This is a genomic window from Klebsiella sp. CB_Kp196 (assembly GCF_040061575.1).
Taxonomy (GTDB): Bacteria; Pseudomonadota; Gammaproteobacteria; order Enterobacterales; family Enterobacteriaceae; genus Klebsiella; species Klebsiella michiganensis.
Map to the genome: position 1 here is coordinate 1 of NZ_JBEAFH010000076.1, position 14538 is coordinate 14538.

11 protein-coding genes are annotated in these 14538 nt (G+C 60.9%); 5 read left to right on the forward strand and 6 right to left on the reverse strand.

The window, feature by feature from the left end:
* Window positions 1-325 precede the first annotated feature (325 nt).
* A complete protein-coding gene (locus ABLU87_RS25770; RefSeq protein WP_032750979.1) occupies window positions 326-1750 on the reverse strand; it encodes a 6-phospho-beta-glucosidase in 1425 nt (474 codons plus the stop codon).
* Window positions 1751-1776: 26 nt separating this feature from the next.
* Window positions 1777-3219 (reverse strand): PTS cellobiose/arbutin/salicin transporter subunit IIBC, encoded by a 1443-nt coding sequence (ascF, locus tag ABLU87_RS25775; RefSeq protein ID WP_004104835.1) that lies wholly within the window; start codon window positions 3217-3219, stop codon window positions 1777-1779.
* Between the two features lie 256 nt (window positions 3220-3475).
* On the opposite strand from ascF, the gene ABLU87_RS25780 reads away from it, so the two are divergent.
* The 4 genes from ABLU87_RS25780 to ABLU87_RS25795 all read left to right on the forward strand — a co-directional run bounded on the left by ABLU87_RS25780 (window position 3476) and on the right by ABLU87_RS25795 (window position 8408).
* The gene (locus ABLU87_RS25780) at window positions 3476-4489 is read left to right on the forward strand and encodes a LacI family DNA-binding transcriptional regulator (RefSeq protein ID WP_025107280.1); all 1014 of its coding nucleotides are present in this window, start codon (window positions 3476-3478) and stop codon (window positions 4487-4489) included.
* 134 nt (window positions 4490-4623) lie between these two features.
* Window positions 4624-5151, forward strand: a complete 528-nt coding sequence (gene hydN / locus ABLU87_RS25785; RefSeq protein ID WP_004104833.1) for an electron transport protein HydN — start codon at window positions 4624-4626, stop codon at window positions 5149-5151.
* A gap of 12 nt (window positions 5152-5163) precedes the next feature.
* The gene (hypF, locus tag ABLU87_RS25790) at window positions 5164-7383 is read left to right on the forward strand and encodes a carbamoyltransferase HypF (RefSeq protein WP_122117198.1); all 2220 of its coding nucleotides are present in this window, start codon (window positions 5164-5166) and stop codon (window positions 7381-7383) included.
* Between the two features lie 11 nt (window positions 7384-7394).
* Window positions 7395-8408, forward strand: coding sequence for a HoxN/HupN/NixA family nickel/cobalt transporter (locus tag ABLU87_RS25795; protein WP_025107282.1), 1014 nt, complete (start codon window positions 7395-7397; stop codon window positions 8406-8408).
* 123 nt (window positions 8409-8531) lie between these two features.
* Here the strand turns inward: ABLU87_RS25795 and norW are convergent, their stop codons facing one another.
* Window positions 8532-9665, reverse strand: a complete 1134-nt coding sequence (norW, locus tag ABLU87_RS25800) for an NADH:flavorubredoxin reductase NorW (RefSeq protein ID WP_048260186.1) — start codon at window positions 9663-9665, stop codon at window positions 8532-8534.
* Window positions 9662-11107: an anaerobic nitric oxide reductase flavorubredoxin gene (norV, locus tag ABLU87_RS25805; RefSeq protein ID WP_025107284.1), complete on the reverse strand. Its 1446-nt coding sequence runs from the start codon at window positions 11105-11107 to the stop codon at window positions 9662-9664. Before norV ends, norW begins: the two co-directional genes overlap by 4 nt.
* Before the next feature lie 187 nt (window positions 11108-11294).
* On the opposite strand from norV, the gene norR reads away from it, so the two are divergent.
* Window positions 11295-12839 (forward strand): nitric oxide reductase transcriptional regulator NorR, encoded by a 1545-nt coding sequence (gene norR, locus ABLU87_RS25810; protein WP_122117862.1) that lies wholly within the window; start codon window positions 11295-11297, stop codon window positions 12837-12839.
* On the opposite strand, the gene gutQ is transcribed toward norR, so the two are convergent.
* Entirely contained in the window at window positions 12802-13767 is a 966-nt protein-coding gene (gene gutQ / locus ABLU87_RS25815; RefSeq protein ID WP_004104827.1) for an arabinose-5-phosphate isomerase GutQ, read from the reverse strand. The genes norR and gutQ overlap by 38 nt on opposite strands.
* Window positions 13760-14533 (reverse strand): DNA-binding transcriptional repressor, encoded by a 774-nt coding sequence (locus tag ABLU87_RS25820; RefSeq protein ID WP_004104826.1) that lies wholly within the window; start codon window positions 14531-14533, stop codon window positions 13760-13762. Before ABLU87_RS25820 ends, gutQ begins: the two co-directional genes overlap by 8 nt.
* Window positions 14534-14538 lie beyond the last annotated feature (5 nt).

Here is a 14538-nt window from a genome sequence, read left to right on the forward strand (position 1 = left end):
CCTTACCCGGGCTACCGGTCCGCGGGCGTTGATGAACCTGTAGCCGGAAGTTCGGCCAGGGGGAGCAAGTGTGCTTTTTCCCGGGTCGCGGCGTAAACGCCTTACCCGGGCTACCGGTCCGCGGGCGTTGATGAACCTGTAGCCGGAAGTTCGGCCAGGGGGAGCAAGTGTGCTTTTTCCCGGGTCGCGGCGTAAACGCCTTACCCGGGCTACCGGTCCGCGGGCGTTGATGAACCTGTAGCCCGGCTAAGCGTAGCGCAAGCCGGGAAAATTTCCGTTTTGCAGGTGTTTGTTAAGCTGAGGCTCCCTCAGTCCGCGGGGCACACTACGCCAAATCTTCCCCATTGCTGGCAATCACCTTCTTATACCACCAGAACGACTTTTTGCGTTTTCGCGCCAGCGTGCCGCGTCCGGCATCGTCGCGGTCGACGTAGACAAAGCCGTAGCGCTTGCTCATCTCGCCGGTGGAGGCGGACACCAGATCGATACAGCCCCAGCTGGTGTAGCCCATCACCGGAATGCCGTCCTCGATGGCGTCACCCATCGCCTTAATATGCTCGCGCAGATAGCTGATGCGATAGTCGTCATTAATCTCGCCGTTAGCGTCAATCTCATCCCGCGCGCCGAGACCGTTTTCCACGAGGAACAGCGGTTTCTGGTAGCGGTCATACATCATATTCATGGTGATGCGCAGGCCGAGCGGGTCGATGCCCCAGCCCCATTCGCTGGCCTGAATATGCGGATTCTTAAGCGATTTAACGATATTGGCGGCGCTGGTGTTGCCGGCGTTCATCTCCGCCGACGCGCAGCGTGAAGCGTAGTAGCTGAAGGAGACGAAATCGACGGTATGGCGCAGGATTTCATCATCGCCGGACTCTTTGGCGATAGTCACGCCTTTCTCGCGAAATACCCGCGCCGCCCAGACAGGATACGCGCCGCGCGCCTGGACATCGATAAAGAACAGGTTCTCGCGATCTTTCTCCAGCGCCATCCACACGTCTTCCGGCTTACAGGAGTAGGGGTAGAAGTTGCCGCCCGCCAGCATACAGCCGACCTGATTTTGCGGATTCACCTCGTGGGCGATTTTGGTCGCTAAGGCGCTGGCGACCAGTTCGTGATGGGCGGCCTGGTATTTCACCTGCTCCTGATTTTCCCCCTCTTCAAACACCAGACCGGCGCCGGAGAACGGGCTGTGCAGCATGATGTTGATTTCATTGAAGGTAAGCCAGTATTTCACCAAGCCATCAAAGGCTTCAAAGCAGGTGCGGGCGTAGCGGGTGAAGAACTCCACCATTTTTCGATTGCGCCAGGAGCCGTACTCGGTGACCAGGTGCATCGGCACGTCGAAATGGCACAGCGTCACCAGCGGCTCGATGCGGTGCTTTTTGCACTCCTCGAACAGCGAGCGATAAAAGGCGATCCCTTCCGGGTTCGGTTCCAGCTCATCGCCCTCAGGAAACAGACGGCTCCAGGCGATAGAGGTGCGGAAGACGCTAAAGCCCATCTCCGCCATCAGGGCGATATCTTCTTTATAACGATGATAAAAATCGATCGCCTCGTGGCTCGGGTAGAACTCATCGTCGCGCAGCGCGAAGCGTTTCTCCTGCCCCAGCTTGACCGCCAGGCGGTGCGCGCCGTGGGGAATCATATCGACGGTGGTCAGCCCTTTGCCGCCCTCCAGATATGCCCCTTCGGACTGGTTGGCGGCCAGTGCGCCGCCCCATAAAAATCCCTGTGGAAAAGTCGCCATGCGTTACCTCGTTAACAAAATGGTGTTCAGGCGTGAGAAGCCTGGGTGCCGGCCTGGCGCTGTCTGGCGTCGGCGGCGGCTTCTTCTTGCGGAATATCTTCAAAGCCAAGCATCAGCGTCAGGACAAACGACAGCACTACCGCCAGCGCCATGACGCCGAAGACCCAGACGATGGTCATCGGATTGGCCGGGTCGAAAAACTGGACGCTGGTAAACAGCCCCGGCGCCGCCATTGAGTGGCTGGCGAGCCCGGCAATACCGGCCACCGCGCCGCAGATAAAGCCGCTGATCAGGCTGGCGATCAGCGGTCGCTTCAGCCGCACCGCCACGCCGTACAGCGCCGGTTCGGAAATCCCCGCCAGAATCGCGGAAGCCGCGGCCGCCAGCGCCGTCTGGCGCAGCTCCGGGTTTTTGGTTTTCCACGCCACCGCCAGCGACGAACCGCCCAGCGACAGATTAGCGCCGATTTCCGACGGCATTACCATGCCCTCTTTGCCGGTTTCGGCGATGGTCTGAATGATAGTCGGGGTAAAGACCCGGTGCATCCCGGTCATCACCAGCAGCGGCCACAGGGCGCCCATGATCGCCACCGACAGCCAGCCGAGATAGCTGTGGATCGTATAGACCAGCGCGGAAATGGCGCTACCGATCCAGATGCCGAGCGGGCCAATCAGCAGAATCGACAGCGGAGCGGCGATCAGCACGATCAGCATCGGTTTAAGGAAGTTTTTTGTCACCGCCGGGGTGATACGGTCGACCCAGCGTTCGATATAGGAGAGACACCAGGTCATCACCAGCGCCGGGATCACGGTATAGGTGTATTTCACCGCCGTCACCGGAATAAAGGCGAACTCCACGTGCTCGCCCTGGGCGGCTTTGGCCATCAGCTCGATAAAGCTCGGGTGTACCAGCACCCCGGCAATCGCAATCGCCAGCGACATATTGGTTTTGAACTTCACCGCCGCGGAGGCCGCGACCATCAGCGGCAGGAAGAAGAACGCGCCGTCGCCGATAACCGTCAGAATAGTCAGCGTTGGCGCGCCTTTGGGCAGCGCGCCGGTCATCTCGAGGATCATTGCCAGCAGCTTAACCATCGATCCGCCGATAATCGCCGGGATCAGCGGCGACATGGTGCCGATCAGCGCGTCGAGGATCCCGGCGCCGATGCGTTTCAGGGTAATGGGCGGTTTCCCCTGCGGTTCGGCGGGGCGCAGATCCCCCGGCAGCAGCGCAACCACTTCACGATACGCCTGGGAGACGGTATTGCCCACGATCACCTGGCACTGGTTATCGCTACGTACGACGCCGAGCACGCCTTTCAGCCCTTTGAGGGTGGCGCTGTCGACCCGCTCGTTGTCTTTGACCACGAAACGCAGGCGGGTCATGCAGTGGGTGACGGCGGCAACGTTATCTGCGCCGCCAATTGCCGCGATAATCTGCTGCGCCAGAGCTGCATAATTTTTAGACATCGGATTTTATCCTGTTTATCAATGGGGTACTGGCTTGTCGCCGCGCCGGAAAGCGGAGCGGCATCATGCATACATAGGAAACCGGTTCCACAAAATCATGATTAGTTTCATGAATGCATACAAGAAATAAAAAAATAAGATCTCGATTTTGTGATTTTGATCGCTGTGTGCGCATCAGCGCGGGCGACGCGCAAATGCTGAAAAAGCGCAGCGCGTGCAGTACACTGCGGGCAACATTGGCAACAGGAATAACCACATGGCAACGATGCTGGAGGTAGCGAAGCGCGCGGGGGTGTCAAAGGCCACCGTTTCGCGGGTGCTGTCGGGGAACGGCTATGTCAGCCAGGAGACCAAAGATCGCGTCTTCCAGGCGGTGGCCGAAAGCGGCTACCGGCCGAATCTGTTGGCGCGCAACCTGGCGACGAAAAAGACCCAGACCCTCGGGCTGGTGGTGACCAACACCCTTTATCACGGCGTCTATTTCAGCGAACTGCTTTACCACGTGGCGCGGATGACCGAAGACAAAGGGCGGCAGCTGATCCTCGCCGACGGCAAGCACAGCGCGGAGGAGGAGCGCGAGGCGATTCAGTATCTGCTCGATCTGCGCTGCGATGCGATTATTATCTATCCGCGCTTTCTCAGCGTTGATGAGATGGATGAGATTATCGAAAATCATGAGCGGCCGATCATGGTGCTCAACCGCCGCCTGCGCCGCAACGCCAGCCACTGCGTCTGGTCCGATCAAAAGGCCTCGGCGATGATGGCGGTGGAAAAGCTTATCGCGCTGGGCCATCGGGAAATCGCGTTTATTACCGGTTCGCTGGATTCGCCAACCGGCGTAGAGCGCCTCTCGGGCTATAAAGACGCGTTGGCCCGCGGCGGCATTGCCCTGAATGACTCTCTGATCGTCGAAGGCCGCTGGACGCCGGAAACCGGCGCGGCGGGAGTCGAGACGCTGCGCCAGCGCCGCGTCGGCTATAGCGCGCTGGTGGCGAGCAACGACGATATGGCGGTTGGCGCGATGAAGCAGCTGCACCAGCTCGGCGTCAAGGTCCCGGAGCAGGTTTCGGTGGTGGGCTTTGACGATATCGCGCTGGCGCCGTTTATGGTGCCGGCGCTCTCCAGCGTCAAAGTCCCGGTGACGGAGATGATCAAAGAGAGCATTAACCGGCTGATCTTTATGCTCGACGGCGGCGATTTTAAATTTCAGCAAACCTTTTCCGGCGAGCTGATTGAACGCGACTCGATGGTTCCCGGCCCGCACGCCTGACGTCGTCAGCTGTCATCGTCACAACTGACGATGACAGTATCTTCCGTATTTATCTTCTTTAATATCAGTAAGATAAAAGTTGGAACGCATTATGCATACTCCGGCGCGTAACCTTCTTACAGCTGGAGAAATGGATGAACCGTTTCATTATCGCCGACGCGAGCAAATGCATCGGCTGCCGCACCTGTGAAGTGGCCTGCGTGGTCTCTCATCAGGAAAATCAGGACTGCGCCGCGCTGACGCCAAAAAGCTTTTTACCGCGTATTCACGTGATCAAAGGCGTTAATGTGTCGACGGCCACCGCCTGCCGTCAGTGCGAGGACGCCCCGTGCGCCAACGTCTGTCCGAACGGCGCGATCAGCCGCGATCAGGGCTTCGTCCACGTGATGCAGGAGCGCTGCATCGGCTGCAAAACCTGCGTGGTGGCCTGTCCCTACGGCGCCATGGAAGTGGTGGTGCGCCCGGTTATCCGCCACAGCGGCGCGGGGCTGAACGTGATGGCGGAAAAAGCCGAAGCCAACAAATGCGACCTTTGCCACCACCGTGAGGAAGGCCCGGCCTGTATGGATGCCTGTCCGACCCACGCGCTGATTTGCGTCGACCGCAACAAGCTCGAACAGATGAATATCGAAAAACGCCGCCGCACCGCGCTGGCCTGGTAAGCCGGTCGCGCAATGAACGGGGTGCAAATCCGCATTCGCGGTAAAGTGCAGGGGGTGGGATTCCGCCCCTTCGTCTGGCAGCTGGCGCAGCAGCTGGGGCTGCGCGGCGACGTGTGCAACGACGGCGACGGCGTGCTGGTGCGCCTTGTCGGCGATGATGCGCCATTTCTCGCCGCGTTAATCCGGCGCTGCCCGCCGCTGGCGCGTATCGACAGCGCGGCAGCGGCGCCTTTTGTCTGGGCCGCGCCGCCGCCGGGCTTTACCATCCGCCAAAGCGGGGCCGGAAGCATGCGCACGCAGATTGTGCCCGATGCCGCTACCTGCCCGGCATGCCTGGCGGAGATGAACAACCCGCGGGAGCGCCGCTACCGCTATCCGTTTATCAACTGCACCCACTGCGGGCCGCGCTTTACCATTATTCGCGCTATGCCCTACGACCGCCCGCTGACCTCTATGTCGCCGTTTCCTCTTTGCCCCGCCTGCGCGACGGAATATGGCGATCCCGCCGATCGCCGCTTTCACGCGCAGCCGGTAGCCTGCGCCGAGTGCGGGCCGCAGCTGGAGTGGCGCGGCCCGCAGGAGCATTTATTTGGCGAGGCCGCCTTAGATGCGACGATTGCTCGCCTGCTGGCGGGCGATATTGTGGCGGTGAAGGGGCTGGGCGGTTTCCATCTGCTTTGCGACGCCGGAAACCGCGAGGCCGTGGCGAAGCTGCGGGCGCGCAAGCATCGCCCGGCGAAACCGCTGGCGGTGATGCTGGCGACAACGGCGGGGCTCGATGAACCGGCGCTGACGCTGCTGACCTCTCCCGCCGCGCCGATCGTGCTGCTGGAGAAAACGCAGGTGGCCGGCCTGTGCGACCAGATTGCGCCAGGGCTTGCGGAAGTAGGGGGGATGCTGCCGTCTAATCCACTGCAGCATTTACTTTCGCAGGCGCTGGCGCGCCCATTAGTGATGACATCCGGCAACCTCAGCGGCCGCCCGCCGGCGTTAACCAACGCCGAGGCGCTGGCGGATTTAGCCGGAATTGCCGACGGATTTCTGCTGCATAATCGCGAGATTGTGCAGCGGATGGATGATTCCGTGGTGCGGCAAAGCGGCGAGATGCTGCGCCGTGCCCGCGGCTACGTGCCTGACGCGCTGGCGCTGCCGCCGGGTTTCCACGACGTACCGCCGCTGCTGGCTCTCGGCGCGGATATGAAAAATACGTTCTGCCTGCTGCGCGGCGATGAAGCGGTGCTCAGCCAGCATTTTGGCGATCTCGATGAGGAGGGCGTCGAGGCGCAGTGGCGGCAAGCGCTGCGTCTGATGCAGGAGATTTACGCTTTTACCCCCCAGCGGGTGGTTGCCGACGCCCATCCCGGCTACCGCGCTTCGCGGTGGGCGGCGTCGCTTATGCTGCCGGTGGACCGCGTGTTGCATCATCATGCCCACGCGGCCGCCTGCCTGGCCGAGCACCGCTGGCCGCGGGAGGGCGGCGACGTGATTGCCCTTATCCTCGACGGTATCGGGATGGGGGAAAACGGCGAGCTGTGGGGCGGCGAGTGCCTGCGGGTCAACTATCGCGAGTGCGAGCATCTCGGCGGTCTGCCGGCGGTGGCGCTGCCCGGCGGCGACCTCGCGGCGCGTCAGCCGTGGCGCAATCTGCTCGCCCACTGCCTGGCCTTCGTCCCCGAGTGGCAGAATTATGCCGACACCGCCGCGCTGCGCCAGCAAAGCTGGCCGCTGCTGGCGCGGGCAATCGAGCGCGGTATTAATGCGCCGCAGGCATCGTCGTGCGGCCGTCTGTTTGACGCCGTCGCCTGCGCGCTGGGCTGCGCTCCGCTAACCCTGAGCTATGAGGGGGAAGCGGCGTGCCGTCTGGAGGCGCTGGCGGCGACCTGCGAAGGCGTGGATCATCCGGTGACCCTGCCGTGGCGCGATGGAAAACTGGATCTGGCGACGTTCTGGCAGCAGTGGCTGAGCTGGCAGGCGAGCCCGGCGCAAAAAGCGTGGGCCTTTCATGATGCGCTGGCCCGCGGGCTGGCGGCCATGATGCGCGATTGCGCGAACGCGCGGAATATTCACACGCTGGCCTTCGGCGGCGGGGTACTGCACAACCGCCTGCTGACGGCGCGATTGACCTTTTATCTGGCCGATTTTACTCTGCTCTTTCCGCAGCAGCTGCCCGCAGGCGATGGCGCGATTGCCTTCGGCCAGGCGGTTATCGCTGCGGCCCGCCTGCAGGCTTAAAGGACACCGATATGATAGTGACGATTTTGCGTCAGCAGCCGCGCGCAGCGGCGCTGGTGCTGGCATTGATTGCCGCCAATTTGCTGGCCTGGGGCTGGGCGTTTACGGCGTTCGGCGGCAGCGGCGCGCTGATGGCCGCCAGCCTGCTGGCCTGGGGTTATGGTCTGCGCCACGCGGTGGACGCCGACCATATCGCGGCCATCGACAACGTGACCCGCAAAATGATGCAGCAGGGGAAGCGGCCTTTTGCCGTTGGCGCGTGGTTCTCGCTGGGGCATTCGTCGATTGTGGTGCTGGCTTCGGCGGCGATTGCCGCGACCGCCACCGCGTTTGGCCAGCAGATGAGCTGGTTTCACGAGACCGGCAGCGTTATCGGCACCGCCGTGTCGGCGCTGTTTCTGCTGGTGATGGCCTTTATCAACCTGGTCATTTTGCGCAGCGTCTGGCGCAGCTTTCGGGCGTGGAAGCAGGGCGAAAAGGTGAGCGATGAGGTCATGACCGGCGGCGGCATGATGAGCTGGTTGTTCGGTAAAACCTTCCGCCTGATTAGCCGCAGCTGGCAGATGTATCTGGTGGGCTTTCTGTTTGGCCTCGGCTTTGATACGGCGACGGAAATCGGCGTGCTGGGGATCTCCGCCGCCAGCGCGTCGAGCGGGGTGTCAATTTGGTCGATTATGGTTTTTCCGGCGCTGTTCGCCAGCGGGATGGCGCTGGTGGATACGCTCGATAACGTGCTGATGGTCGGCGCCTACGGCTGGGCGTTCAGCAAGCCGCAGCGCAAGCTCTATTACAATATGACCATTACCGGTACCTCGGTGGTGGTGGCGCTGTTTATCGGCGGTCTGGAAGCGCTGGGGCTGTTGATGGATAAGTTCTCTCTGAGCGGCGGCCTCTGGCGCTGGGTTGGCGCATTGAACGACCATCTCGGCGACGCCGGTTTTGTGGTGGTCGGGCTGTTCGTGGCCTGCTGGGTGCTGTCGGTGCTCAACTACCGCTGGCGCGGGTACGATAATCTGGCGCGGTAGGTTGGGCATTTCCCCGGCTCGCGCTGCGCTTAGCCGGGCTACCAAACCCGAGCGCCTCGCAAGTTGGGTAGCCCGGGTAAGGCGTTTACGCCGCGACCCGGGAATAACATTATTTCATCGAGGTTAACTCACCAGCTGCTTGAGCAGGGCAAAAGCATCTTTCATGCGATCCTCGCTGACCACAAAAGCGCGCAGCTGGTTCTCGGCGTCAACGCCTTTCGCGACCAGGCCGTCTTTGGCGGCAACGATATTCCACGTCAGATCCTCGCGCCGGGTATCGCCCGCCAGGTGCAGCGGTAAATCCGGCGTTTTGACCTTCACCAGCATCGGCGGCAGCTTCAGTTCTCCCTGCTGGGCCAGCAGATTTTTACTCAGGCACATAGCGCTTAGCAGAATCGGCTGCAGAAAAGGCAGGACCATGCCGTTGATTTCCGCGCAATCGCCGAGGGCGTAAATCGCCGGATGGCTGGTTTGCAGTTGGCTGTTCACCACCACGCCGCGGTGCGTCTGCAGTCCCGCATGCCGCGCCAGCGCCGTTTCCGGGCGTAAACCGGCGGCGGCCACCACCGCATCCACCGTCACCGTACGCTGGCGGTCAAGGGTGACGCGAATCCCGTCGGCGCTCTGCGCCAGGCTTTCCAGCCGGGACTTCAGCATCAGATGCACGCCCATGTCGGTCAGACGATGCTGCAGTCGGCTGCTGGCCTCGGGCGGCATCAGGGCCGACAGTACGCTGGCGGAGTTATCCACCACCGTCACCGCTTTGCCGGCGCGGCAGAAATCCATCGCCAGCTCGCAGCCAATCAGCCCGCCGCCGACGATCAGCACCCTTTTTGCATCGCGCAGATGGCTTTGCGCCGCACCGTATTCCCGCTGGCTGTTCAGGGTCAGCATCAGCTCGCGGCCCGGCACCGGTGGGATAAACGGCGTCGCGCCGGTGGCCAGCACCAGTTTGTCATAGCGCCACTCGCGGTCCTGGCTCTTCACCAGGTGCTGCTCGGCGTCGATATCGCTGACCCAGGTATGCGGAAACAGGCGCAGATTGTACTGCTCGGCAAACTCGCCCGCCGTTTGCAGGGTCAGGTCGTCGGCGTTCTGCCCGCGGCTGACCACATGGCTGAGATCCGGTTTGTTGTACTCATCCATGCTGTCGGCGGCGATCAGGGTCAGCGGGATATTCGGGTCCTGCTTGCGAATATTTTTCACCAGTTGACGGGCCGCGAAGCCCGAGCCGATGATGACGATGCCATCACTCATTTTGCCTCCGATGCCAGAACGTCAAACACATCTTTACCCAGCGAACACTCAGGGCAGAGGAAGTTATCCGGGACTTCGCTCCACGGCGTACCCGGCTGGACGTCCTGGTTTGGTTCGCCCTGTTCGGGGTCGTAAATCCACTGGCAAACGCTGCACTGCATTTTCGGGCCGAGATCGGCTGCCGCTGGCGCTGCGCAGGGCGTTGCCTCAGGCGCGGCGTGTTTGGCCTGGCTCGCCGGCAGCGGGGAGAGGGCCCACTGGCGGGCGATTTCGCGGCCGTGCTCGCGGCACACTTCCAGCGCGTCGAGATCCGGGCGCCATTTGGCCTTCAGGCTCAGGGACATTTCAAAGCCCGCATCCTGTAAACGCGTGGACAGGCGGTCAACCGCGCCGCCGCTCCAGCCGTGGGAGCCGAAGGCGCTGGCGCGCTTGTTACGGAAACGCAGGCCGGTCATCTCCTCCACCAGCCCGGCGATTTTCGGCATCATCACGTTATTCATGGTTGAGGTGCCGACCAGCACGCCCTTCGAGCGGAACACGTTGGTCAGGATTTCATTTTTATCGCTGCGGGCGACATTGAAAATTTTCACCGCCACCCGCGGATCCACGTCGGTAATGCCCTGGGCTATCGCGTCGGCCATCATGCGGGTGTTGTTGGACATGGTGTCGTAGAAAATCGTGATGCGGTCTTCCTGATAATCCGCCGCCCACTCGAGATATTTTTCGACGATCTGCGTCGGGTTATCGCGCCAGACCACGCCGTGGGAGGTCGCAATCATATCCACCGGCAGGTTAAAGCCGAGGATTTCGGTAATTTTCGGCGTCACCAGGCGGCTGAACGGGGTCAGAATATTGGCATAGTAGCGCTGGCACTGCTCATAAAGCTCAACCTGGTCAACTTCATCATTAAACAGATGTTCATCGCAGTAGTGCTGGCCGAAGGCGTCGTTGCTGAACAGCACCGCGTCGCCGGTCATATAGGTCATCATGCTATCCGGCCAGTGCAGCATCGGGGTTTCGACGAAAATCAGCTGCTTGCCGTTGCCGATATCCAGGCTGTCGCCGGTTTTCACCACCTTAAAATTCCACTCCGGGTGATGATGGTGTCCGGTGATGGAGTCGATGGCGTTGGCGGTACAGTAAATCGGGGTGTCCGGGATCTGGGTCATCAGCTCGGTCAGCGCGCCGGCATGGTCCTCCTCAGCATGGTTGATAATGATGTAATCAATATCGGCGAGGTCGATTTCACCGCGCAGGTTCTGCACGAATTCACGGCTGAATTTATAATCGACGGTATCGATCAGCACATTTTTTTCTTCCCGGATGAGATAGCTGTTGTAGCTGCTGCCGCGCAGCGTTTTGTATTCAGTCCCGTGGAAATCACGCACTTCCCAGTCGCGTTGGCCAACCCAATGAATGTTATTTTTAACCAGAATAGACATAGCAACCTCAATTAATTCAGCAGTGTTCAAATAAGATGTTTTGCTTATATCAAGTTGCGTGCCAACTTTTTAATTAATTGAATTTAAAGTGTTTTAAGTTTTTTATTAAATCTGTTGATGTCAAATTGACAATGGTTAAAATAGTCGATATGACTACGTTTGGTGTCAAAATGACTATGAGGCGACAATGAGTTTCTCCGTCGAGGCCCTGGCGAAAATCGCCATTGATTTACAAAGCGATCTCGGCCATGCCGACCGTTTTTCGCGTTTGATTACCACCCTGCGGCAGATACTCGGCTGCGATGCTTCGGCGCTGCTGCGCTACGAGGCGCACCAGTTTGTGCCGCTGGCGATTGATGGCCTGGCCCAGGACGTACTTGGCCGACGCTTTGCCCTTGAAGGCCACCCGCGGCTGGAGGCGATTGCCCGGGCGGGGGACGTGGTGCGCTTCCCGGCGGATAGCGATCTGCCGGACCCTTACGATGGCCTGATCCCCGGACAGGAGAGCCTGAAGGTGCACGCCTGCGTCGGCCTGCCGCTGTTTGCCGGGCAAACCCTGATCGGCGCGCTCACCCTCGACGGCATGGATGCGGACCGTTTTGACAGCTTCAGCGACGAGGAGCTGCGCCTGATTGCCGCCCTGGTGGCCGGGGCGCTCAATAACGCGCTGCTGATCGCCCGGCTGGAGAATCAAAACGTGCTGCCGGAGCAGGCTATCGTGTATCCGGCAGCCGAACGTCAGGAGATGATTGGCCTGTCGGCGCCGATGCTGCAGCTGAAAAAAGAGATAGACATCGTCGCGGCTTCTGACTTAAACGTGCTGATTAGCGGCGAGACCGGCACCGGCAAAGAGCTGGTGGCGAAAGCGGTGCATCAGGGGTCGCCGCGGGCGGCCAATCCACTGGTCTATCTCAACTGCGCGGCCCTGCCGGAGAGCGTGGCGGAGAGCGAGCTGTTTGGCCACGTCAAAGGGGCGTTTACCGGGGCGATCAGCAACCGCAGCGGTAAATTTGAAATGGCGGACAACGGGACGCTGTTCCTCGATGAAATTGGCGAGCTTTCGCTGGCGCTCCAGGCCAAGCTGCTGCGGGTGCTGCAGTATGGCGATATTCAGCGCGTCGGCGACGATCGCAGCCTGCGGGTTGATGTGCGGGTGCTGGCGGCCACCAACCGCGACCTGCGTCAGGAGGTGGTGGAGGGGCGCTTTCGCGCCGACCTGTATCATCGCCTGAGCGTGTTTCCGCTGTCGGTTCCGGCGCTGCGCGAGCGGGAAAGTGATGTAGTGCTGCTGGCCGGCTATTTTTGCGAACAGTGCCGTTTGCGCATGGGGCTGGCGCAGGTGATTTTAAGCGAAGCGACGCGAGCCAGGCTGCTCGCCTGGTCATGGCCGGGCAACGTACGCGAACTGGAGCATGCGATTCATCGGGCGGTGGTGCTGGCGCGGGCGACGCAGGCGGGTAATGATATCGTGCTGGAGCCGCAGCATTTTCAGCTGGTCGGGGAAGCGCCGGCCTTGCCGACCGTCAGCCCGCAGCCGGCAGCGGAAGCGGTGAGCCTGCGCGAGGCGACGGAGGCGTTCCAGCGCGAAGCGATCGCCAGCGCGCTGGCGGCTAATGGCCGCAGCTGGGCCGCCGCCGCCCGCGCGCTGGGGCTCGACGTCGCCAACCTGCACCGGCTGGCGAAGCGTCTGGGGCTTAAAGGATCCCGGCCTGATAAAAATTCTGCAGGTTAATCGCGCCGACCAGCTGGCCGTTTTCATCCACCACCGGAGCGGCGCTGATTTTATGCTTCATCAGACGCTCTTTGGCTTCTATCGCGCGGCTTTCCGCTTGCAGAGTGACGCCGTTGCGGGTCATCGCCTGGCTGACGATATCCTGTAAGCTGCCGCCGCCCACCAGCCAGCGGCGAAGGTCGCCGTCGGTAAAGACGCCCTGCACGTGATTGCGCTCATCGCAGACCGCCACCAGCCCCAGGCCGGTGCGGCTGAGTTCGAGCATCGCGTCCATGACGCTGGTGTCGTTGGCGACGCGCGGCACGTCGCCGTCGCGGCGCATCAGATGGTGAACTTTGTTCAGCAGCCGCGCGCCCAGCGCGCCGGCCGGGTGCGAACGGGCGAAATCTTCTTCGTTAAAGCCGCGGGCCTGCATGACCGCCATGGCCAGCGCGTCGCCGAGCATCAGGGTATTGACGGTGCTGGAGGTGGGCGCGAGGTGCATCGGACAGGCTTCACGCTCTACGGCAATATCAAGCACCGCTTTGGCCGCCAGCGCCAGCGGTGAAGTGGATTTACCGGTCATCGCCAGCAGCGGAATAGATTTTTCCTCCAGGCGCGGAACGATAAGATCCAGCTCTTTAGCGCTGCCGGAGTAAGAGATAAACAGCATCACGTCGCGGCTGTCGAGCATGCCGAGGTCGCCGTGCAGCGCTTCCGCCGGGTGAACAAAAAATGCCGGGGTGCCGGTGCTGGCGAAGGTGGCGGCCAGCTTTTTACCAATATGACCCGATTTACCGATACCGGAGACGACCAGTTTGCCCTCGCAGTGGATAATGGTTTCCGCCGCGCGGATGAAGTCGTCGCCCAGGCGTTCAGGCAGGCGGCTCGCCTCCTGAAGCTCCAGCATCAGGGTCTGGCGTCCGGCTTCTAACAGAAAGTTACTCATGATGTTCTCCAGTAATAATGACTTCGATGCCTTTGTCTTCCAGCGCCCGCTTAAATTCCGGGCTGATATCGGCATCGGTAATCAGTTTGTCTACGCTCTCCAGGCCGCAGACGATATTGGGACTTTTGCGGCCAAACTTCGACGAGTCGGCCATCAGGATAACTTCGCGGGCGGCATTGCACATCGCTTTGCTGACCGTATAAACCTCATTAAAGGTGGTGACGCCGGCGATTAAATCAATGCCGTCGGTGCCCATAAACAGTCGATCGAAGCTGAAGTGTTCGAAGGCGTTTTCCGCCAGCTGGCCGTGAAAGGAGGCCGATTTTTTGCGGAACGTGCCGCCCGGCATCAGGATGGTTTGTTCGTTATCCAGTTCGGAGAGGGCGTTGACGATATGCAGGCTGTTGGTCATCACGGTAATGTTATTGAAGCGGCTGAGCATCGGCACCATTTGCAGCACCGTACTGCCGGCGTCAAGAATGATCGAGTCGCCATCGTGAATAAAGCTGACCGCGGCTTCGGCAATCCGCTCTTTTTTATGGGTGTTGATCAGCGTTTTGTGGTCGATGGGCGGATCGGCCTCGTCTTTATTTAACACCACGCCGCCGTAAGTGCGGATAACGGTACCGGCATTCTCAAGGATCACCAGATCCTTACGGATGGTGGTGCCGGTGGTGTCGAAGTGTTGCGCCAGCTCTTCGACCGAGCATTTGCCCTGCGATTGCAGGTGCTCGAGAATGGCTGCCTGGCGCTGACGTGGTTTCATAGGCG